The sequence below is a fragment of the Tabrizicola sp. genome (assembly GCF_041919135.1).
In the GTDB taxonomy this organism is placed as follows: domain Bacteria; phylum Pseudomonadota; class Alphaproteobacteria; order Rhodobacterales; family Rhodobacteraceae; genus Tabrizicola.
In genome coordinates this window covers 54,108-74,277 of sequence record NZ_JAYRUJ010000008.1, presented here as the reverse complement: position 1 = coordinate 74,277, position 20,170 = coordinate 54,108, and the positions used below count along the sequence as shown (strand labels likewise).

General features: G+C 68.0%; 25 protein-coding genes. 16 read left to right on the top strand and 9 right to left on the bottom strand.

Annotated features, from left to right (window positions below; all coding sequences use genetic code 11):
- Positions 1-2 precede the first annotated feature (2 nt).
- The 3 genes from ACE3UA_RS08205 to ACE3UA_RS08195 all read right to left on the bottom strand — a co-directional run bounded on the left by ACE3UA_RS08205 (position 3) and on the right by ACE3UA_RS08195 (position 1,152).
- Positions 3-308 carry a hypothetical protein gene (locus ACE3UA_RS08205; protein WP_374643937.1) on the bottom strand — a complete coding sequence of 102 codons (306 nt, stop codon included), beginning with the start codon at positions 306-308 and terminating at the stop codon, positions 3-5.
- 129 nt (positions 309-437) lie between these two features.
- On the bottom strand, positions 438-791 hold the full coding sequence (locus tag ACE3UA_RS08200) for a RidA family protein (RefSeq protein WP_374643935.1): 354 nt from the start codon (positions 789-791) through the stop codon (positions 438-440).
- Positions 792-846: 55 nt separating this feature from the next.
- The gene (locus tag ACE3UA_RS08195; RefSeq protein ID WP_374643933.1) at positions 847-1,152 is read right to left on the bottom strand and encodes a hypothetical protein; all 306 of its coding nucleotides are present in this window, start codon (positions 1,150-1,152) and stop codon (positions 847-849) included.
- 128 nt (positions 1,153-1,280) lie between these two features.
- Here ACE3UA_RS08195 and argC point away from each other — a divergent pair, with 128 nt between their 5' ends.
- From argC to ACE3UA_RS08145, 10 genes are all read left to right on the top strand, one after another.
- The gene (gene argC / locus ACE3UA_RS08190; protein WP_374643931.1) at positions 1,281-2,309 is read left to right on the top strand and encodes an N-acetyl-gamma-glutamyl-phosphate reductase; all 1,029 of its coding nucleotides are present in this window, start codon (positions 1,281-1,283) and stop codon (positions 2,307-2,309) included.
- Positions 2,310-2,471: 162 nt separating this feature from the next.
- Positions 2,472-2,927 (top strand): cytochrome c maturation protein CcmE, encoded by a 456-nt coding sequence (ccmE, locus tag ACE3UA_RS08185; RefSeq protein ID WP_374644093.1) that lies wholly within the window; start codon positions 2,472-2,474, stop codon positions 2,925-2,927.
- A 69-nt stretch (positions 2,928-2,996) separates the two neighbouring features.
- Positions 2,997-3,608, top strand: coding sequence for a holin-associated N-acetylmuramidase (locus ACE3UA_RS08180; protein ID WP_374643929.1), 612 nt, complete (start codon positions 2,997-2,999; stop codon positions 3,606-3,608).
- Entirely contained in the window at positions 3,599-4,069 is a 471-nt protein-coding gene (locus ACE3UA_RS08175; protein WP_374643927.1) for a holin family protein, read from the top strand. The genes ACE3UA_RS08180 and ACE3UA_RS08175 overlap by 10 nt, the downstream gene beginning before the upstream one ends.
- A gap of 68 nt (positions 4,070-4,137) precedes the next feature.
- Complete coding sequence (gene argS / locus ACE3UA_RS08170) at positions 4,138-5,880, top strand: arginine--tRNA ligase (protein ID WP_374643925.1); 1,743 nt, start codon at positions 4,138-4,140, stop codon at positions 5,878-5,880.
- 69 nt (positions 5,881-5,949) lie between these two features.
- Entirely contained in the window at positions 5,950-6,906 is a 957-nt protein-coding gene (locus ACE3UA_RS08165; RefSeq protein WP_374643924.1) for an SPOR domain-containing protein, read from the top strand.
- Complete coding sequence (nagZ, locus tag ACE3UA_RS08160; RefSeq protein WP_374643922.1) at positions 6,903-7,898, top strand: beta-N-acetylhexosaminidase; 996 nt, start codon at positions 6,903-6,905, stop codon at positions 7,896-7,898. Before ACE3UA_RS08165 ends, nagZ begins: the two co-directional genes overlap by 4 nt.
- Positions 7,891-8,676, top strand: a complete 786-nt coding sequence (locus ACE3UA_RS08155; RefSeq protein WP_374643920.1) for a ScpA family protein — start codon at positions 7,891-7,893, stop codon at positions 8,674-8,676. Before nagZ ends, ACE3UA_RS08155 begins: the two co-directional genes overlap by 8 nt.
- A gap of 32 nt (positions 8,677-8,708) precedes the next feature.
- Positions 8,709-9,305, top strand: coding sequence for an SMC-Scp complex subunit ScpB (gene scpB, locus ACE3UA_RS08150; RefSeq protein WP_374644091.1), 597 nt, complete (start codon positions 8,709-8,711; stop codon positions 9,303-9,305).
- Positions 9,306-9,308: 3 nt separating this feature from the next.
- Positions 9,309-9,509, top strand: coding sequence for a hypothetical protein (locus ACE3UA_RS08145; protein WP_374643919.1), 201 nt, complete (start codon positions 9,309-9,311; stop codon positions 9,507-9,509).
- A gap of 23 nt (positions 9,510-9,532) precedes the next feature.
- On the opposite strand, the gene ACE3UA_RS08140 is transcribed toward ACE3UA_RS08145, so the two are convergent.
- From ACE3UA_RS08140 to ACE3UA_RS08125, 4 genes are all read right to left on the bottom strand, one after another.
- Positions 9,533-10,105 (bottom strand): TIGR02281 family clan AA aspartic protease, encoded by a 573-nt coding sequence (locus tag ACE3UA_RS08140; protein WP_374643918.1) that lies wholly within the window; start codon positions 10,103-10,105, stop codon positions 9,533-9,535.
- 50 nt (positions 10,106-10,155) lie between these two features.
- Positions 10,156-10,776 carry a MarC family protein gene (locus tag ACE3UA_RS08135; RefSeq protein ID WP_374643917.1) on the bottom strand — a complete coding sequence of 207 codons (621 nt, stop codon included), beginning with the start codon at positions 10,774-10,776 and terminating at the stop codon, positions 10,156-10,158.
- A 130-nt stretch (positions 10,777-10,906) separates the two neighbouring features.
- Positions 10,907-12,757 carry an ABC-F family ATP-binding cassette domain-containing protein gene (locus tag ACE3UA_RS08130; RefSeq protein WP_374643916.1) on the bottom strand — a complete coding sequence of 617 codons (1,851 nt, stop codon included), beginning with the start codon at positions 12,755-12,757 and terminating at the stop codon, positions 10,907-10,909.
- A 44-nt stretch (positions 12,758-12,801) separates the two neighbouring features.
- A complete protein-coding gene (locus ACE3UA_RS08125) occupies positions 12,802-13,077 on the bottom strand; it encodes a hypothetical protein (RefSeq protein WP_374643915.1) in 276 nt (91 codons plus the stop codon).
- A gap of 159 nt (positions 13,078-13,236) precedes the next feature.
- On the opposite strand from ACE3UA_RS08125, the gene ndk reads away from it, so the two are divergent.
- The 4 genes from ndk (at position 13,237) to ACE3UA_RS08105 (ending at position 16,107) form a co-directional block, all read left to right on the top strand.
- Complete coding sequence (gene ndk, locus ACE3UA_RS08120) at positions 13,237-13,659, top strand: nucleoside-diphosphate kinase (protein WP_374643914.1); 423 nt, start codon at positions 13,237-13,239, stop codon at positions 13,657-13,659.
- A gap of 172 nt (positions 13,660-13,831) precedes the next feature.
- On the top strand, positions 13,832-14,521 hold the full coding sequence (gene rpe, locus ACE3UA_RS08115) for a ribulose-phosphate 3-epimerase (RefSeq protein ID WP_374643913.1): 690 nt from the start codon (positions 13,832-13,834) through the stop codon (positions 14,519-14,521).
- Positions 14,514-15,170 carry a phosphoglycolate phosphatase gene (gene gph / locus ACE3UA_RS08110; protein ID WP_374643912.1) on the top strand — a complete coding sequence of 219 codons (657 nt, stop codon included), beginning with the start codon at positions 14,514-14,516 and terminating at the stop codon, positions 15,168-15,170. The genes rpe and gph overlap by 8 nt, the downstream gene beginning before the upstream one ends.
- A 157-nt stretch (positions 15,171-15,327) precedes the next feature.
- On the top strand, positions 15,328-16,107 hold the full coding sequence (locus ACE3UA_RS08105) for a helix-turn-helix transcriptional regulator (RefSeq protein WP_374643911.1): 780 nt from the start codon (positions 15,328-15,330) through the stop codon (positions 16,105-16,107).
- A gap of 260 nt (positions 16,108-16,367) precedes the next feature.
- Here the strand turns inward: ACE3UA_RS08105 and tsf are convergent, their stop codons facing one another.
- Both tsf and rpsB read right to left on the bottom strand, forming a co-directional pair.
- Positions 16,368-17,276, bottom strand: coding sequence for a translation elongation factor Ts (gene tsf, locus ACE3UA_RS08100; RefSeq protein WP_374643910.1), 909 nt, complete (start codon positions 17,274-17,276; stop codon positions 16,368-16,370).
- A 72-nt stretch (positions 17,277-17,348) separates the two neighbouring features.
- Positions 17,349-18,113, bottom strand: coding sequence for a 30S ribosomal protein S2 (gene rpsB / locus ACE3UA_RS08095; protein WP_197641583.1), 765 nt, complete (start codon positions 18,111-18,113; stop codon positions 17,349-17,351).
- Positions 18,114-18,314: 201 nt separating this feature from the next.
- Between rpsB and ACE3UA_RS08090 the strand changes: the two genes are divergently transcribed.
- Complete coding sequence (locus ACE3UA_RS08090; RefSeq protein ID WP_374643909.1) at positions 18,315-19,205, top strand: PfkB family carbohydrate kinase; 891 nt, start codon at positions 18,315-18,317, stop codon at positions 19,203-19,205.
- Positions 19,202-20,116 carry a pseudouridine-5'-phosphate glycosidase gene (locus ACE3UA_RS08085; protein WP_374643908.1) on the top strand — a complete coding sequence of 305 codons (915 nt, stop codon included), beginning with the start codon at positions 19,202-19,204 and terminating at the stop codon, positions 20,114-20,116. Before ACE3UA_RS08090 ends, ACE3UA_RS08085 begins: the two co-directional genes overlap by 4 nt.
- Positions 20,117-20,170: the final 54 nt, after the last annotated feature.

The following is a 20,170-nucleotide window of genomic DNA, read 5'->3' as shown; positions in this document are numbered from 1 at the left end:
GGTCAGCCGGTCGAGCCCATGTCGTCGTCGCCATCATGGCCACCGGCGGTCAGGTCGGTGCCGTCGACGCCGTATTTCGCCCGCGCCCAGGCCAAAGCCTTGGCGCGGTTGAACAGGATCGTGCGGGTCAGCCCATCCTCGCCGACGCGATGGACATGGATCTCGCCATTGTGCCTGACGATCAGCACCGGGACATAGGCGCCGTCGATCAGCTGGTTTGTCCGTTTCACGGTCAGCGCCGAGGCACCATAGGCGGTGGAGAGGATCAGGACGCCGACAAGGAAACTGCGGGTCAGGAGAGGGTTCATCTGCAAGCCTCGGAAAATCAAGGGTTCCGGGGGCAGGGCGCCCCCTTCCCCTTGTGCTAGCGCGGGGGCCGAGGGGGCGCATACTCCAATCGGGTGAAGGGTCGGGAATCCCCGACCGATCGGGGCCGATTACTTCAGCGCGGCGGTCACGATGACCTCGACCTTGTAGTCGGGGGTGGCAAGCTTCGCCTCGCCGGTGGCGCGGGCCGGGGTGTGGCCCTGCGGCACCCAGGCGTCCCAGACCGCATTCATCTCGGCGAAGGTCGAGATGTCGGCCAGCCAGATCTGCGCCGAGAGGATGCGGGTCTTGTCCGTCCCCGCGGCGGCGAGGATGCGGTCGACTTCGGCCAGGCACTGGCGGGTCTGCTCGGCCACCGATGCGCCGGGCTGGCCGACCTGGCCGGCAAGCCAGAGGATGCCGTTGTAGGCCACGCCTTCGGACATGCGGGGGCCGATGCCGTGGCGGGTGATGTCGCTGTTCATGGGATGCTCCGTTGTTGGTCGTTGCGGATTAGCCGGTCGGGCGCGCGAACGGAAGTCAGTTCACGCGGCGGCAGTTGAGCTGGTCGCCCGAGGCGGCCGAGACCCAGGTCAGGCCGGTATCGGTGACGAGGGCAAGGACGATGCGCGTGCCGCCCTGGATGTAGAGGGTGTAACTGTCGCCCTCGCGCGTGACGGCGCGGATCGGGTAGGTTCGCGAGCCGTTGAAGTAGCTGGTGTTGGTGAAGCGGAAGGTCGCGACGCCGCAATCCCAACTGCCGGTGAAAGGGTAGGGCGCCGCAGGCGCGGGCTCTCTGGCGCAGGCCGCCAGAAGGGGCAGGAGGAGGAGAGGGGCAAGCCGCATCGTCGGGCCTTTCAGGGGGCGTCCGGGCATGGGTAGCAAGGCGCTTGGGCAGCGGCAAGCCATGCGGTCTTGCATTGCGCCCCCCATCGGCGCAAAGAGGGGCCGTTTCATTCCGCCGGAGCAGGACCATGACCCATCGCATCGCCATCCTCGGGGCCTCGGGCTATACGGGGGCCGAGCTTGTCCGCCTGATCGCGACGCATCCCTCGATGCGGATCGTCGCGCTCTCGGCCGACCGCAAGGCGGGGATGGGCATGGCGGAGGTCTTTCCCTTCCTTCGGCATCTGGACCTGCCCAAGCTGGTGAAGATCGACGAGATCGATTTTTCCAATGTTGACCTCTGCTTCTGCGCGCTTCCTCATGCGACGACGCAGGAGGTGGTGGCGAAGCTTCCGCGCAACCTGAAGATCGTGGACCTGTCGGCCGACTTCCGGCTGCGCGACCCGGCGGAATATGAAAAGTGGTATGGCCAGCCGCATACGGCGGTCGAGGTCCAGAAGGAGGCGGTCTACGGCCTCACCGAATTCTACCGCGACGAGATCCGGACGGCGCGGCTGGTGGCGGGGACGGGCTGCAACGCGGCGACCGGGCAATTCGCGCTGCGGCCATTGATCGCGGCGGGCTGCATCGACCTGGACGAGATCCTGATCGACCTGAAGGCCGGCGTCTCGGGCGCGGGGCGGTCGTTGAAGGAGAACCTGCTTCACGCGGAATTGTCCGGGGGAACGCATACCTATTCGGCGGGCGGCAAGCACCGGCATCTGGGCGAGTTCGACCAGGAGTTCTCGAAGATCGCGGGCCGTCCGGTGCAGGTGCAGTTCACGCCGCATCTGCTGCCGATGAACCGGGGAATCCTGGCCACGGTCTATGTCAGGGGTGACGCAAAGACCGTGCATCATGTGCTTGGAAAGGCTTATGAAAACGAGCCGTTCCTGAAGGTCCTTCCCTTCGGCGCGCTGCCCTCGACCCGCGACATCGCGGGGTCGAACTTCTGCCACCTGGGGGTGATCGGCGACCGGATTGCGGGGCGCGCGGTGGTCGTCGCGGTGCTGGACAACCTGACCAAGGGCTCGTCGGGGCAGGCGATCCAGAACGCGAACCTGATGCTGGGCCTGCCCGAGACCGAAGGGCTGATGCTGGCGCCGGTCTTTCCGTGAGGGATCGCCGCTCGACTGCGTCTCCTTCTCGCCGGGACAAGCGAGGAGTGGCGCAGCCAATCGACGCGCGGGGGCTTGATAAGGGTCAAGGCGCGCCCAAGTGAAGGCGTGTAGGCAGGGGCCGTGCGAAGAGGTGCAGGCATGAGCAGGGAATTCCGCGGCTTGAAGGGGCTGAAGAAGCAGCGCCGGATCCAGATCATCGCGTTGGCGGCGGTGGCGCTGATCGGCGCGACCGGGCTGGTCGGCTATGCGATGCAGGACGGGATCAACTTCTTCCGCTCGCCCACCCAGGTGATGGAGGAGCCCCCGCGCGAGGGCGAGACCTTCCGTATCGGCGGGCTGGTGGAGGAGGGCTCGCTGAAGCGCGGCGCGGGCACCGAGGTCGCCTTTGCGGTGACGGACACCAATGCGACGGTGCCGGTGCGCTATACCGGGATCCTGCCCGACCTCTTTGCCGAGGGGCAGGGCGTCGTCGCCCTGGGCAAGATGGAAGGCGAGACCTTCGTCGCGACCGAAGTCCTGGCCAAGCATGACGAGACCTACATGCCGAAGGAAGTGGTCGACGCGCTGAAGGAGCAGGGCGTCTACGTCGATCCTGCGGAGCAGCCCGAAAGCTGACCAGCGCACGGCCGGGCAGGGCGGCGTTAACGCCCCGAGGTCAGGCTTCCCCCGGAAAAGGGGGTGCCCATGCCGAATGTCCGCCAGATTGCCGAGGAAATCGTCGCCCGCGAGGGCGGTTTCGTGGACGACCCGGATGATCCGGGCGGGGCCACGAACCATGGCGTCACGATCCATACGCTGCGGCGGCTGGGGATCGACGTGAACCGGGACGGCCGGATCGACCTGACCGACGTGCGCGCCCTCACACGCGCGCAGGCGGTGGAGATCTACCTGGAGCATTACCACAAGCGCCCCGGCATCGCGGCCCTGCCCGAGGCGCTGCAGGCCAGCGTCTTCGACATGCAGGTGAACGCGGGCGCGAATGCGGTGCAGATCCTGCAGCGGCTTCTGACCGACATGGGCTTTCCCTGCGACCCGGATGGCCAGATCGGGCCGCAGACCATCCGTGCGGCGCAGATGGCGCAGGACGCGGCGCCCTCGCATCTTGTCGATGCCTACGGGATCGCGCGGCGGAACTACTATTACGCGCTGGCGGACAAGCGCCCGGCGAGCCGGAAATACGCCCGCAGCCGCGACGGCGGCAAGGGCGGCTGGATCAGGCGGGCCGAGGAGTTCATCTCGCCGCGCTATCACCTGACGGCGGCGCAACATGCGGCACGGGTGGCGGCATGGGAGTGATCGGCAAGTTGATCGGCGGGCCGGGGGCGGTCACCGCGCTGGGAGAGGCGGCGAAGGGGGTGGCCGAGGTTTTCGTTCCCTCCTCCACCCGGCGGATGGAGCTTTCGGCCGAGGCGCAGATGGCGGCGCTGCGGCAGCTGGGCGAGGAATACCAGCATCCCGCGCTCAGCTGGTTCGACCGGATGGTGAACGGGCTGAACCGGCTGCCGCGTCCCTGCCTGGCCTTCGGGACCCTGGGGCTTTTCGCCTATGCGATGGTCGACCCGGAGGCTTTCGCGAAGCGGATGGTCGGGCTCAACGCGGTGCCCGAGCCCCTGTGGTGGTTGCTGGGCGCGATCGTCGCCTTCTATTTCGGCGCGCGGGAGACATATTACTTCCGGACCCGGGGGGTGGTGTCGCCCTTTGCCGGCCGGGGTTCGAGCGAGGAGAATGCGGCGCTGGAGGACTGGCGGCAGGGCTGATCCCGCGCCCATCCTTGACCTCTGGCATGGCCTCTGGCATGGCCTTGCGGATCAGAGGATGTGATCAAATGAACCTGTTCGCCGATATCCGTGAGCTTGTGGTGGCCGAATTGCAGGCCCTGATGGCCGAGGGCGCGCTGCCTGCGGGGCTGGACCTGTCGGCCGTCGCGGTCGAGCCGCCGCGTGACGCGGGACATGGCGACATGGCGACGAATGCGGCCATGGTTCTGGCGAAACCGGCGGGGATGCAGCCGCGCGCGATCGCCGATGCGCTGGCGGCGCGGCTGATGGAGGATCCGCGCGTGGCGGGGGCCGATGTGGCCGGGCCGGGGTTCCTGAACCTGCGGCTGGAGCCGGCGGCCTGGCAGGGGCTGGTGCGCGAGGTGCTGGAGCGCGGGACAGACTATGGCCGCTCGGATCTCGGGCAGGGCCGCAAGGTCAACGTGGAGTTCGTCAGCGCCAACCCGACCGGGCCGATGCATGTGGCGCATGCGCGCGGCGCGGTGGTGGGCGATGCGCTGGCCGCGCTCCTGGGCTTTGCGGGCTGGGAGGTGACGCGGGAGTATTACATCAACGACGGCGGCGGGCAGGTCGACGTGCTGGCCCGCTCGGCCTATGAGCGTTACCGCGAGGCGCATGGCCTGTCGCCCGAGATCGCCGAGGGGCTTTATCCCGGCGACTACCTGATCCCGGTGGGCGAGGCGCTGAAGGCGAAATACGGCGACAGCCTTCTGAACAAGCCGGAAAGCGAATGGCTGGCGGATGTGCGCCTGTTCGCGACCGACATGATGATGGCGGTCATCCGCGACGATCTGAAGGCGCTGGGGGTGACGATGGACGTCTATTCCAGCGAGAAGGCGCTCTATGGCACCGGGCAGATCGAGGCGGCGATCGAACGCCTTCGCGGCCTCGGGCTGATCTACGACGGCGTGCTGGAGCCGCCGAAGGGCAAGACGCCCGAGGACTGGGAGCCGCGCGAGCAGACGCTGTTCCGCTCGACTTCCTTCGGGGATGACGTGGATCGGCCGGTGAAGAAGTCGGACGGCTCCTGGACCTATTTCGCGCCCGACATCGCCTATCACTACAACAAGGTGCAGCGCGGCTTCGACGAGCTGATCAACATCTTCGGCGCGGACCATTCGGGCTATGTCAAGCGGCTGAAGGCCGTGGTCTCGGCCCTGTCCGAAAACCGGGTCGCGCTGGACATCAAGCTGATCCAGCTGGTCAAGCTGTTGAAGGGCGGGCAGATCGTCAAGATGTCGAAGCGGGCGGGGACTTTCGTCACCCTGCGCGACCTGATCGACGAGGTGGGGCCGGATGTCGTCCGCTTCGTCATGCTCACCCGCAAGAACGACGTGGCGCTGGACTTCGACTTCGACAAGGTGACGGAGCAGTCGAAGGACAACCCGGTCTTCTATGTGCAATATGCCAATGCCCGGGTGAACAGCATCCTGCGCAAGGCGCGCGACGCGGGGCTGGAGGTGGGCGATGCCACGCTGTCCGCCGCGCATCTGGGCCATCTCGGGCATGAGGCGGAGCTTGCGGTCATCCGCAAGCTGGGCGAATGGCCGCGCCTGGTGGAAATCGCCGCCAGAGGACACGAGCCGCACCGGGTGGCCTTCTACCTCTACGAACTGGCCTCGGACTTCCATGGGCTGTGGAACAAGGGCAATGATGACGACAGCTTGCGGTTCATCCAGGGGGATACCGCAATCTCTGCGGCAAAAATAGCCCTTGCCCGGGCCGTGGGCGTTGTCATTTGCGCTGGCCTTGGTATCCTTGGTGTCACTCCGGTCGAGGAAATGCGCTAGGCAATGGCGCCCCCGGAGCAGGCGTGAATGCAGGGGTGGACCAACCGCCCCGCAGGGCAGGGGCAGCAGATGGCGGATGCGGACTTCGACGGTCTCGGCAGCGGCTATACGGCCCGCGATGGCGTGCGGCCGAAAGCGCAGCGGTTCGTGCGGCTGGCGGGCGGGCTGACCTCGCTGGCACTGGTCGTGGGCCTTGCGGTCTGGGGCTACAGGCTGGCGGTGCGCGACGTGCGCGGCGTGCCGGTGATCCAGGCGCTGGAGGGGCCGATGCGCATCGCGCCCGAGGATCCGGGCGGCGAGATCGCCGATCACCAGGGGCTGGCGGTGAATGCCGTCGCGGCCGTGGGCATCGCCGCGCCGCCCCCGGACAAGCTGATCCTGGCGCCGCGCCCGGTGGATCTGGCCGAAGAGGATGTCCCCGGCCTTTCGGGACTCGAGCCGCAGGTTCCCGAATTGCCATCGGCCGCGCCGCCGCCGGCCACCGATCTGGCCCTGGCCGCCGCGCCGACCGTGGAAAGTGCCAGCCCGACCGAGATCGCGGTGGATGCGGCCCTGGCCGAGGCGCTGGGTGAGTTCCCGTCCGAAGCGGCGGAGCCGCCCGCACCCTTGCCGGATGTGGTGCAGGATCCCGTTCCGCTGGGCGGGATCGCGGTCTCGCCGCGCCCCAGGGCGCGCCCCGGCAGCGCGGCCGCCGTGACCGAGCCCGCGCCGGTGGCCGCCGAGGCGACCGCGGCCATGGCGGCACCGAACGAGGTGGACCCCGCGACGATCTCGGCCGGAACCCGGTTGGTGCAGTTCGGCGCCTTCGACACCGCCGACGAGGCGCGGATGGAATGGGCGCGCCTCGCGGGGCTATTCGGCGAACTGATGGGGGGCAAGGGCATGGTGCTGCAACCGGCCGAAAGCGGCGGGCGCACCTTCTATCGCCTGCGCGCGCATGGCTTCGAGGACGAGGCCGACGCGCGCCGCTTCTGCTCGGCCTTCGTCACGCAGGGAGCGACCTGCATCCCGGTCCCGCAACGATGAGCGTGGGGCGCGGGGCGGCGATCTTCGGCTGTGCCGGGGCGGAACTTCTGGATGCCGAGCGCGCCTTCTTCCGCGAGGCGGATCCGTTCGGCTTCATCCTGTTCGCACGAAATATCGAGTCTCCGGAACAGGTTAGCCGCCTGACCTCATCCCTGCGCGAGGCGGTGGGGCGCGAGGCCCCGATCCTCGTCGATCAGGAGGGCGGCCGCGTCCAGCGCCTGCGCGCGCCGCATTGGCGCGAGTGGGAGCCGCCGCTGGACACGGTTCTGGCGGCCGGCAGCCTGGAGGCGGCGGCCCGGCAGATGCGCCGGCGGATGGCGGTGATCGGGGCGGAACTGCGCGCCGTGGGGATCGACGCCGACTGCGCCCCGGTCGGCGACGTGGCCCGGCCCGACACGCATCCTTTCCTGCGCAACCGCTGCTACGGGACCGATCCCGAAACCGTCGCCCGGATCGGCCGGGCGGTGGCCGACGGGCTGCTGGAGGCGGGGGTCCTGCCGGTGATGAAGCACCTGCCGGGGCATGGGCTTTCGCATCTGGACACCCATCTCGACCTGCCGACGGTCGACGCCTCTCTCGAGGAATTGCGTGCAGTCGATTTCGCGCCGTTCCGGGCCCTGAACGACCTGCCGATGGCGATGACCGCGCATCTGGTCTTTGCCGCGCTCGATCCCGGCCGGCCCGCCACCCAGTCGCCGGTGATGATCGACCTCATCCGCAAGGAGATCGGCTTTCAGGGCTTGCTCATGACCGACGACCTGAACATGCAGGCGCTGCAGGGCACGCTGGCGGAACGCACGGCGCGGTCCATCGCGGCGGGCTGCGACATCGCGCTGCACTGCAAGGGCGACCTTGCCGAGATGCAGGCGGTCGCCGCCGCCGCCGGCGAGATGACGGACGCGGCGACGTCGCGCGCCCGAGCCGTCATCGCTGCGCGCCCCTCGGCGGGCGTGAGCCTCGCCGCGGCACTGGAGGCGCTGGCCGATGGCTGAGGACTGGGAGCAGCCCGAGCGCCTGTCTCCCGAGGACCGGCTGGCCGCCGAGGCGCTGATCGTCGATGTCGACGGGTTCGAGGGGCCGCTCGACCTCCTCCTGACCCTGTCGCGGACGCAGAAGGTGGACCTGCGCAAGATCTCGGTCCTGCAACTGGCCGAGCAATACCTGGGCTTCGTCGAACGCGCCCGGACGCTGCGGATTGAGCTGGCGGCGGATTATCTGGTGATGGCGGCCTGGCTGGCCTTCCTGAAATCCCGCCTGCTGCTGCCCCCCGAACCCGGCGAGGCGGGGCCGAGTGCCGAGGACCTGGCGGCGCATCTGGCCTTTCAGCTGGAACGCCTGCAGGCGATGCGCGATGCCGCCGCCCGGCTGATGGCGCGCGACCAGAAAGGCCGCGACTTCTTTGCCCGTGGCCTGCCCGAGGACCTGACCCACCACCGCAAGGTGACATGGACAGCGACGCTCCTCGACCTGATGCGCGCCTATGCGATGATCCGCACCAAGGACGAATTCCGCCCCTTCGTGCTGGACCGCGACCATGTCTACACGATGGAGCAGGCGCTGGAGCGGATGCGCGGGCTGATCGGCTATACCGGCGACTGGGCCATGCTGACCAGCTTCCTGCCCGAGGGCTGGGACGTGACGCCGATGGCGCGGCGCTCGGCGCTGGCGGCGCATTTCGCGGCGGTGCTGGAGATGGCCAAGCGCGGCCAGCTGGTGCTGCGCCAGGGCGAGACCTTCGCGCCGATCGAACTGCGCCGGAGGGATGCGTGAGCGAGGAACAGAGCCTTTTCGACGCTCCGCCGATGGGCGAGCAGGAGCGGATGGTCGAGGCGATCCTGTTCGCCAGCGCCGAACCCGTGACCGTGGCCGAGCTTGAGGCGCGGATGCCGCATGGCGCCGACCCGGCCGAGGCGCTGGTGCATCTGCGCCGCCGCTATGAGGGCAGGGGGGTGAACCTGGTCAAGGTGGGCGATGCCTGGGCCTTCCGCACCGCGCCCGACCTCGGCTTCCTGATGCGGCGCGAGACGGTCGAGACGCGGAAGCTTTCCCGCGCGGCGATCGAGACCCTGGCCATCGTCGCCTATCACCAGCCGGTGACGCGGGCCGAGATCGAGGAGATCCGTGGCGTCGCGGTCAGCCGGGGCACCATCGACCAGCTGATCGAACTGGAATGGATCCGCTTCGGCCGCCGCCGGATGACCCCCGGCCGGCCGGTGACCTTTGTGGTCACCGAGGCTTTCCTGGACCATTTCGGCCTGGAATCGGCCCGCGACCTGCCGGGGCTGAAGGAACTGCGCGCGGCCGGCCTTCTGGACAGCCGCCCCCTGCCGGGCCAGACGGCCGCGCCGGACGACGAGGACGGGCCGGTGGCAGGACAGAGCGAACTTTTCGAGGATTGAGCGATGGACTGGAACCGTCTGATCGGCCCCTTGCTGCGCATGTTCCTCCGCACGGCGGTCAACAAGGGGATCGACCATGTCGCGCGCGGCGGCAAGACGGACGCCGCGCTTTCGCCCGAAGAGCGGAAACGCGCCCGCGCCACGCGCGAGATGGCCGGGCGGGCGCGGAAACTGTCACGGATCGCGGGGCGTTTCCTGCGTTAGATCAGGGGCTTGGCGCCGGATCCTCACTGCCGCAGGATCAGCCGGTCGCCGGTGAACTCCATGCGGAACTGGCCGAGGTAATCCATTCCCAGCAGCGAGCCCTGCATCTCGCCCTCGGTCACATAGGCGCGGAAGTCGTGGTTGACGAAGGGGCCAAGCTCGACCCGGGGCAGGGTGACCTGCGCGGTGCGCACGACCCCGTTGGCGGTGAAGGCCTCGCCCAGGAAGGTCAGGCTGTCGGCGGTGATCCCCAGCGCCTCCGCGTCCTGCCGGGCGAGGACGAGACCGCTTGCGCCGGTATCGACCATGAAATGCACGGCCCGGCCGTTGATCATCAGCGTGAGGTAGTAATGCCCGTCGGCCGCGCGCGGCACCTCGACGGCGCCCTGCGTCACGGCCTGGATCGGCGGCACCTCGCGCCGGATGTCGGACCAGAGCCCGTAGCCCGCCGCCACGCCGACGAAGATCAGCCCCCAGGCCATCGCCATCCGCAGGGCCTGGCCCATGCGCTGGCGGAACTCGACCAGGGCCCAGCCGCCAAGCGCGACCAGGATGATTGCCAGATAGCCCACGCGGGCAAGGGTTTCGCCGTCCATTCCGCCTCCGCTTCGGCCAGATATGGGGGCAGGTTGCGGCAAGGAAAAGATCAGCCGATCAGCCCCGTGCCCTTTACCCCGTCGATCACGAACTGCACCGACAGCGCGGCAAGCAGCATCCCCAGAAGCCGGGTGATCACGATGGTCCCGGTCCGGCCCAGCATCCGTTCGAGCGGCGGCGAGGCGAGGAGGAAGGCATAGGTCACGGCCATCATCGCCAGCATCAGCCCCAGCACCGCCACCGAGCCAGCCCAGCCCGGCCCGGACTGTCCGACCAGCAGGATCACCGAGGCAATCGCGCCCGGCCCCGCGATCAGCGGCGTCGCCAGCGGGAAGACCGAAGGGTCATGGTCCGGCTCCGCCTGCTGCCCCTCGCGCCGCTGGGTGCGGCGTTCGAACAGCATGTCGAGCGCGGTGAGGAACAGCAGGATGCCGCCGGCGATGCGGAAGGCCGGCATCGAGATGCCGACGAAGGACAGGATCGCCTCGCCCGCCAGACCGAAGAGCAGAAGCAGCGCCGCCGCGATCAGGCAGGCCCGGCGCGCCATCGCCCGACGGTTCTCCGCCGCCATCCCGCGGGTCAGCGCGATGAACAGGGGGACAAGGCCCGGCGGGTCGATCACCACGAAGAGCGTGGCGAAGGCGGTGATCAGGAAGGCGGTCTCGGGCATCGTCACCTCGCTTTGCCACAGGCTAGGCGGATGGCCGAGGTTTGCATAGCCAGACCTTCGGGCCGGGATGCGACCCCCGCGTCGGAAAGCCGGAGACATGGCCGCAAGGGCCAAGGGCGAGGAACGGCCGTCAAGCCGCTGCCATCTCAAGCTTTTCCTGTGCGTCCAGCCAGAGCGCCTCGGCCTTGTCGAGGGCCTGCATCAACTCGGCATATTTCGCGTTCCAGGTCGCAAGTTCGCCCTTGCGCGCATCCTCGTAAAGCGCGGGGTCGGCCAGCTTGGCGGCCAGCTTGTCGCGCATCTCGTTCAGCTTCTCCAGCCGGTCCTCGCATTTGCGGACCTCGGCCTTAAGCAAGAGCATTTCGTCGCGGCTGGCTTTCTTCGGTTTTTCAACGGGTTTCGGTGCGGTTTTCACCTCGTCCTCGCCAGCCAGAAGCTGTCGGCGATAGGCTTCCAGATCCTCGGTATAGGGCGTGACCGCACCGCCCTTGACCAGCCAGAGCCGGTCGGCCACCAGACCGAGGAGGTGCATGTCGTGGGAAACCAGCACGACCGCGCCGGAATATTCGGTCAGCGCCTCGACCAGCGCCTCGCGGGATTCGATGTCGAGGTGGTTGGTCGGCTCGTCGAGGATCAGAAGATGCGGCGCGTCGATTGTTGCCAGCAGTAGGGACAATCGCGCCTTCTGGCCGCCCGAGAGCCGGGCCACCACGGTTTCCGCCTGATCCGCCATCAGGCCGAACCCCGCCAGACGGGCGCGCAGTTTCGCCTGGCCTTCCTCGGGGCGCAGGCGCTGGACATGTTGCAGGGGCGTCTCGTCCAGGTGCAGCTCGTCCACCTGGTGCTGGGCGAAATAGCCGATCCGCAGCTTGGACGAGCGCGAAATCTTGCCCTCGGACGCTTGAAGTTTCCAGGCCAACAGCTTGGAAAGTGTGGATTTCCCCTCGCCATTGCGGCCAAGCAGAGCGATGCGGTCGTCCTGGTCGATGCGCAGGGACAGGCGGCGCAGCACCGGAGCGCCGCCATAGCCCACCGCCGCGCCGTCAAGGTTGATGATCGGCGGCGGCAGTTCCTCGGGTTCCGGGAAGGTGAAGACGACTTTCTTCGCCTCTTCCGGCGCGGTGATCGGGGTCAGCTTCTCCAGCATCTTCACCCGGGACTGCGCCTGCACGGCCTTGGACGCCTTGGCCTTGAAACGGTCGACGAAGCTTTGCAGATGCGCCCGCCGGGCCTCGACCTTCTTCGCCTCGGCCTGCAGCACCGCGCGGCGTTCGGCCATCTGGCGGGCGAACTGGTCGTAGCCGCCTTGCCAGTAGGTGAGCTTGCGGTTGTCGAGATGCAGGATGCCCTGCACCGCGCGGTTCAAAAGGCCGCGGTCGTGGCTGATGATCAGCACGGTATGCGGGTATTTCTGAAGATAGCTCTCCAGCCAGAGCGCGCCTTCGAGGTCGAGATAGTTGGTCGGCTCGTCCAGGAGCAGGTAATCCGGCTGGGCGAACAGAACCCCCGCCAGCGCGACCCGCATCCGCCAGCCGCCGGAGAAGGCGGAGCAGGGCATCAGCTGCTCCTCGGCGTCGAAGCCCAGGCCCTTGAGAATGCTGGAGGCCCGGCCTTCCGCCGACCAGGCGTCGATGTCGGCCAGCCGGTGCTGGATTTCCGCGATCCGGTGCGGATCATGCGCGGTTTCCGCCTCGGCCATCAGCGCCGCGCGTTCGGTGTCGGCGGCCAGCACCGTGTCCAGAAGCGAGGTCTCGGACGACGGCACTTCCTGCGCCACGCCGCCGATCCGGGCGCGCTGGGGCAGGGTGATCGTGCCGCCCTCCAGCGCCAGCTCGCCCCGGATCAGCCGGAAAAGCGTGGTCTTGCCCGCGCCGTTGCGCCCGACAAGGCCGACCTTGTGGCCGGTGGGGATGGTGGCCGAGGCGCCCTCGAACAGGGGGCGGCCCTCGACGTTATAGGTGATGTCCTCGATCTTCAGCATGCCAGTTGCTTGGCCGCAGGGGCGCGGCTTGTCAACCGGCGGGATCAGTCCATCAGGCCGACCAGCAGGTCGGAGGGCCAGGACTGGAAGGCGATCAGCGGCTGGTCCCCGTCCTCGGAGAAGACGAAGACGTTGATCTGTTCGGCATGGGTGGTCACCCGGCAGAAGCGGCCGGGCGCGGCCAGCGGCACCGGGCAGACGGCAAGGTCGATATGCGGCACCGCGTTCTCGAATTCGAGATAGGTGAAGGGGATCGGCTGATCCGAGGCCAGGGCAGGGAGGGTGGACAGGGCAAGCGCAAGGCAGGCGGGACGGAACATGGGACTCTCCTCGGTTTCAATTTCCGATCAATTCACTCGGATTTGATCGGCCGGGAAGATGACGCTCTGTCGCAGGGCATCTTTTCAACGGCGCGCCTGCATGGTAGCAGCCCGACCACACGAAAAGGGCCGCCTGGCCCCGACAGCATGGAGAGCCCGATGGCCACTGAACGCACTCTCTCGATCATCAAGCCCGACGCGACCAAGCGCAACCTGACCGGCAAGATCGTCGCCAAGTTCGAGGACGCGGGCCTGCGCGTCGTCGCAAGCAAGCGCATCCACCTGACCCCGGCGCAGGCCGGCGCCTTCTACGCCGAGCACAAGGAGCGCGGCTTCTATGGCGAGCTGTGCGCGTTCATGGCCTCCGAGCCGGTCGTGGTGCAGGTGCTGGAAGGCGAAGGCGCGATCGCGAAGAACCGCGAAGTGATGGGCGCGACCGATCCGGCCGCTGCCGCCGCCGGCACGATCCGCAAGGAATTCGCGCTGTCCAAGGGCGAGAACTCGGTCCACGGCTCGGACAGCGAAGCCTCGGCCGCGCGCGAGATCGCCTTCTTCTTCTCGGGCCTCGAACTGGTCGGCTGATTTCTTCCGATGTCACTGCTGCGGCCCGGTCCTTTGACCGGGCCGTTGTCGTTCGGGCGGGGAGCATCGGCGAAGTTCAAAGTCGCATAATCAGTATTATGTAATGTATTGGGTGCTGGAAAGCCCTGACCGCCCGCGATATGACCCCCGAAAGCCGTTTGGAGCCTGCCCGATGTTCAGCCGTTCGATCAAGATCGCCCCCTCCATCCTTGCCGCCGATTTCGCGAACTTCGGCGCCGAATGCCGCGCGATCGAGGCGCAAGGTGCGGATTGGGTGCATGTCGATGTGATGGACGGCCATTTCGTGCCGAACCTCACTTTCGGCCCGGCGATGTGCGCGGCGCTCCGGCCGCATATCAAGGGCGTGATGGACGTGCATCTGATGATCTCGCCGGTGGATGTCTATCTGGAGGCCTATGCCAAGGCCGGAGCCGACGTGATCACCGCCCATGTCGAAGCCGGACCGCACATTCACCGCACCTTGCAAGCCATTCGCGGGCTTGGGAAAAAGGCTGGCGTTGCCCTGAACCCCGGCACCCCGGCCGAGGCGGTGGCCGAGCTTCTGGACATGGTGGACATGGTCTGCGTGATGACGGTCAACCCGGGATTCGGCGGCCAGAGCTTCATCGAGAGCCAGCTCGCCAAGATCGCCCGCCTGCGCCAGATGATCGGCGACCGCGAGGTGCATATCGAGATCGACGGCGGCGTCACGGTGGCGACGGCGCCCCTGGTCTCGAAGGCCGGAGCGGATGTGCTGGTGGCGGGCTCGGCCGTGTTCAAGGGCGGCTCGGCCGAGGCACCCGAGGCTTACGGCGCCAATATCCGGGCAATCCGCGCGGCGGCCGAGGCGGCGCTTGCCTGAGCCGCTGAACCTTGTCTTCGATCTGGATGGCACGCTGATCGATTCAGCGCCGCAGATCCATGCCGCCGCGAACGAGGTCTTTGCCGCCAGGGGCCTGCCCGGCTTTGCCTTCGCGACCGTGCGCGGCTTCATCGGCAATGGCGTGGGCGTCCTGGTCAGCCGGTTGCTGGCGCATCAGGGGCTGGAATGCGAGGGACCGCTGCAGCGGGACCTGGTCGCGGATTTCATGAAGATCTATGAACAGGCCTTTGATCTTACGTCGCTTTATCCCGGCGCAGCCGAGGCGCTGGGGGATCTTGCCGCCGCCGGGCATCAGCTGGCCATCTGTACCAACAAGCCTGAGGCCCCTGCCCGCGCCGTCCTGCATCATTTCGGACTGGCAAAGCTGTTCCCCGTGGTGATCGGGGGCGACAGCCTGGCCCGGCGCAAGCCCGATCCGGCTCCGCTGCACGCCGCGATCGCCGCCCTGGGTCCTGCAAGAACGCTTTTCATCGGCGACAGCGAGATCGATGCCGAGACCGCGCAGGCGGCCGACGTGCCGCTTGCCCTCTTTTCCGGCGGCTACCGGAAGGCGGTCCCCGAGGAGATGGGGGCGAGGCTGGTCTTCGACCATCACGCCGCCCTGCCCCGGCTGATCGCGCAGCTTTAGGGCCAGAGGTCCGGAAAAAGGATGAAATCTTCCGTCATCCGGTCGAAACGACGCTCTTTCCACGGCAAGGACTCTCGACAAGCCGGGAAAACCCGCCTTATCTCTCGCCCAGGTCAAGGTTGCCCCTGCGGCAGGCCGGACAATCAGGGATAGAACCATGCGCGAGATACTTGCACTCCTGAACCGGATCGCCGCCTCCACGAAGATCGACGATGCCTGGGAGCAGGCGACCGGCTGGTTCGCCACCCTGGGCTTCGGACGCGTGAACTACGGGTTCACCCGGTTCAAGCACCTGAAGACCATCGGCGACCCCGAGGATGCGCTGTTCCTGACCACCTGCGACGCCGATTATGTGCGACGCTACTTTCAGGGCGGTTTCTATGCCAAGACCCCGGTTTTCCGCTGGGCCGAACGCAACTCGGGCATCTGCACCTGGACCTGGGTGAAAGAAGCCTACGACGCCGGGCGTCTTTCGGCGGAAGAGGCCGAGGCGGTGCGGCAGAATGCAGCCATGGGGATCGTGGCCGGGATGTCGGTCAGCTTTCCCGCCGTCTCGTCACGCTCGAAGGGCGCGCTGGGGCTGCTGGCCGATCCGGGGCTCTCGCCGGCCGATGTGGAGGCGCTGTTCGCGTCGCGCCGGGACGAGATCCTGGCGGTGGCCAACATGATGCACCTGACCATCGTCCACCTGCCGCAGCTCTCGCGGCACCGGGCGCTGAGCCCGCGTCAACGCGAGGCGCTGGAATGGGTGGCGGACGGCAAGACGACGCAGGACGTGGCGCTGCTGATGGGCGTCTCGCCCGCGATGGTGGAAAAGCACCTGCGCCTTGCGCGTGAGGCGCTGGCGGTGGAGACCACGGCCCAGGCGGTGGCAAAGGGCGCGCTTCTCAACATGATCTTCCAGCGCCTGCCCGAGGTTGCCCACGCGGCGCGTTAGGTAAGGTATTCCGCACTCGCTTGCCCTTGGGTAAGCTGCAACAAGGACTTACCGGATGTGCCAAGCTGCCGGATCGATTGTTTCAGAGTAGCCGCATACTTGCGGCGGTTTCTGCCCTTCCCATCCTCGTCCCCAAGGGGCGGGCGGAACAGTGACGGCGCGGCCCCTCCCCAGGGCCGCGCCGTTTGCATTTGCCGCAAGCCGGAACAGAAGGGCCGGCGCATCGCTGCGCCGGCCCCCCTGCCCCGTTGTCCAGGAAATCAGCCCTGAAGAACCTTGGCCACTTCGGCGGCGAAGTCTTCCTGCTTCTTCTCGATGCCTTCGCCGACCGCGACGCGGGCATAGCCGGTGATCTCGACACCTGCATCCTTGGCGGCCTGCTCGACCGTCAGGTCAGGGTTGATCACGAAGGCCTGGCCCAGAAGCGTGTTCTCGGCGAGGAACTTCTTCATCCGGCCCGGGATGATGTTGTTGTGGATCACCTGCTCGGGCTTCGGCTTGGCCGAGGCGGCGTTCTCCTCCAGCGCCTTGGCGGTCTGGACGGCCAGTTCGCGCTCGACCACCGAGGGGTCGAGGGTGGCTTCGGAGAGCGACAGCGGCGAGGTCGCGGCGATGTGCATCGCGAACTGCTTGCCGATCTCCTCGGCCTTGGCGGCATCGCCCTTCAGCGCGACGAGGACGCCGATCTTGCCCATGCCGGCGGTCGCGGCGTTGTGGACGTAGGAGACGACGGTGTCGCCTTCCAGCACGTGCAGGCGGCGGAAGGTCATGTTCTCGCCGATGCGGGCGATGGCTTCCTGGATCACGGTCTCGACGGTCTTGCCGTTCAGATGCGCGGCCTTCACCACCTCGACCGAGTCGCCGGTGGTCAGCGCGACATTGGCCACGTCACGGACCAGCGCCTGGAAATCCTCGTTCTTGGCGACGAAGTCGGTTTCCGAGTTGATCTCGATCGCGACGCCCTTGCCGTTCGAGACGGCCACGCCGATCAGCCCCTCGGCCGCGACGCGGTCGGCCTTCTTGGCGGCCTTGGCCAGGCCCTTGGTGCGCAGCCAGTCGACGGCCGCTTCCATGTCGCCGTTCGTCTCGGTGAGCGCCTTCTTGGCGTCCATCATGCCTGCGCCGGTCGAATCGCGCAGTTCCTTCACCATCGCAGCGGTGATCGTCATGGTTTCACTCCTTGGAATCGATGGACCCGGCGGAATGGAACCCGCCGGGTGATCTCTGGTGACAGCCGGGGCTCAGGCCTCGGCTTCGGCGACCGCTTCTTCTTCCGGAGCCACTTCCAGCGCGCCCAGGTCGACGCCAGCCGCACCCATCTGGGCCGACATGCCGTCCAGGGCCGCGCGGGCGACGAGGTCGCAGTACAGCGCGATGGCGCGGGCCGCGTCGTCGTTGCCCGGGATGACATAGTTCACGCCCTTGGGCGAGCAGTTGGTGTCGACCACGGCCACGACCGGGATGCCCAGCTTCTGGGCTTCCTGCACGGCCAGGTCTTCCTTGCCCACGTCGATGATGAAGATCAGGTCCGGGGTGCCGCCCATCTCGCGGATGCCGCCCAGGCTGGCCTGCAGCTTGGCCTGGTCACGCTCCATGCCCAGACGCTCTTTCTTGGTCAGGCCCTCGCCGCCGGCGCCCAGGACCTCGTCCAGGTGCTTCAGGCGCTGGATCGACTGCGAGACGGTCTTCCAGTTGGTCAGCGTGCCGCCCAGCCAGCGGTGGTTCATGTAATATTGCGCGCATTTCTCGGCGGCTTCGGCGATCGGCTTCTGGGCCTGGCGCTTGGTGCCGACGAACAGGATGCGGCCGCCCTTGGCGACGGTGTCGCGCACGACCTTCAGCGCCGCGTCCAGCATCGGGACGGTCTGGGTCAGGTCGAGAATGTGGATGCCGTTGCGGTCGCCATAGATGAACTCGCCCATGCGGGGGTTCCAGCGCGCGGTCTGGTGGCCATAGTGAACGCCAGCTTCCAGCAGCTGACGCATGGAGAACTCGGGAAGAGCCATGCTGTATCCTTTTCCGGTTTGAACCTCGGCGCGGCCGTCTTCACCCCTTGCGGGGCAACCGGCGGACCGCACGGGATTTCTCCCCGCATCGGCCCCGACCACACCTGTGAAGTGGCGCGCATATAGACGGGGCGGCGCGCCGGCGCAACCCCTTCCGCACCGGGCCTTGCGCGATGGGCGGCTTTCGGCGATGCAGGGGCCATGACACCCGACATCCTCTGCATCGGCTCGGTCCTGTGGGACATCATCGGCCGCTCGCCCACCGCGATGCGCCTGGGCGCGGACGTGCCTGGACGGATTACCCGGCTGCCGGGGGGCGTGGCAATGAACATCGCGATGACGCTGCGGCGGTTCGGGATGACGCCGGCCCTCCTCACCGCCATCGGCCGCGATGCCGAGGGGGAGGAACTGACCCATTCCTGCGAGCGTCTTGGGCTGGTGACGGCGCATGTCTACCGCTCGGACGACCTGCCGACCGACCGCTACATGGCGATCGAGGGCGCGAACGGGCTGATCGCCGCCGTGGCCGACGCCCATTCGCTGGAGGCGGCGGGAGAGAAGATCCTGCGCCCGCTTGCCGACGGCCGCCTCGGGACCGAGGCCACACCCTGGTCCGGCCCGATCGCGCTGGACGGCAACCTGACCGAGGCGCTTCTGGCCGAGATCGCCGCCTCGCCGTTGTTCTCGGCCGCCGACCTGCGCGTGGCCCCGGCCTCTCCGGGCAAGGCGGGGCGGCTTCTGCCGCTGCTGACCCATCCTTCGGCCACGCTTTATGTCAACCTCGAGGAGGCGAACATCCTGGCCCGCAGCGACTGCACCAGCGCATCCGCCGCCGCCGAGGCGCTGCTGGATCGCGGCGCGGGCCGCGTGCTGGTCACCAACGGCGGTGAACCCGCGGCCGAGGGAACCCGCGACCGCGGCGTGATCGAGGGCCATCCGCCCCCGGTCCTCGTGACCCGCGTCACCGGGGCGGGCGACACCTTCATGGCCGCGCATCTCGTCGCCGAGCGGCGCGGCGCGGACCGCCATACCGCGCTGGACGAGGCGCTGCGCGCCGCTGCAACCTATGTTTCCGGAGATATCGGCGCATGACCCTGCCCCTGATCCTGTCCCCCGAAGTCGCCAAGGCCCGCGCCAGGGGTGCCCCGATCGTTGCGCTGGAAAGCACGATCATCACTCACGGCATGCCATTCCCGCAGAACGTGGAAACAGCCCGCCGGGTGGAGGCCGAGATCCGCGCCCATGGCGCCACGCCCGCGACCATCGCCATCATGGACCGCCAGATCCACGTCGGCCTGACCGAGCCCCAGCTTGACGCGCTGGGTCAGGCGCGGGATGTGGCCAAGCTCTCGCGGGCCGACCTTGCCGCCTGCCTTGCCACCGGCGGCACCGGGGCCACCACGGTCGCGGCCACGATGATCTGCGCGCAACTGGCCGGGATCGAGGTCTTCGCCACCGGCGGCATCGGCGGCGTGCACCGGGGGGCCGAGGCCAGCTTCGACATCTCGGCCGACCTGCGCGAACTGGCGGAAACGCCGGTCACCGTGGTTGCCGCCGGGGCGAAGGCGATCCTCGACCTGCCGAAGACGCTGGAATACCTGGAGACGCTGGGCGTTCCGGTCATCGCCTTTGGCCAGGACGAGTTCCCCGCCTTCTGGTCGCGCGCCTCGGGCCTGAAGGCGCCGCTGCGGATGGACGACGCGGCGGGCATCGCCGCCGCCCACCGGATGCGCGCACGCCTTGGCCTGCCGGGCGGCCAGCTGGTCGCCAATCCGATCCCCGAGGCGGCCGAGATTCCCCGCGCCGAGATCATGCCGCATATCGAGACCGCGCTGGCCGAGGCCGAGGCGCAGGGCATCGCCGCCAAGGCGGTCACCCCCTTCCTCCTCCAGCGGATCTTCGAGCTGACCCGGGGCCGCTCGCTGACGGCCAATATCGCGCTCGTGCTGAACAACGCCCGGCTTGGCGCGGCGATTGCACGGGAATTGGCGCGGGCCGCCTGAATTTCCGATTGTCGCCATTGCGCGGCCGGGGGGGCAGCCCATAGATTGACGGGA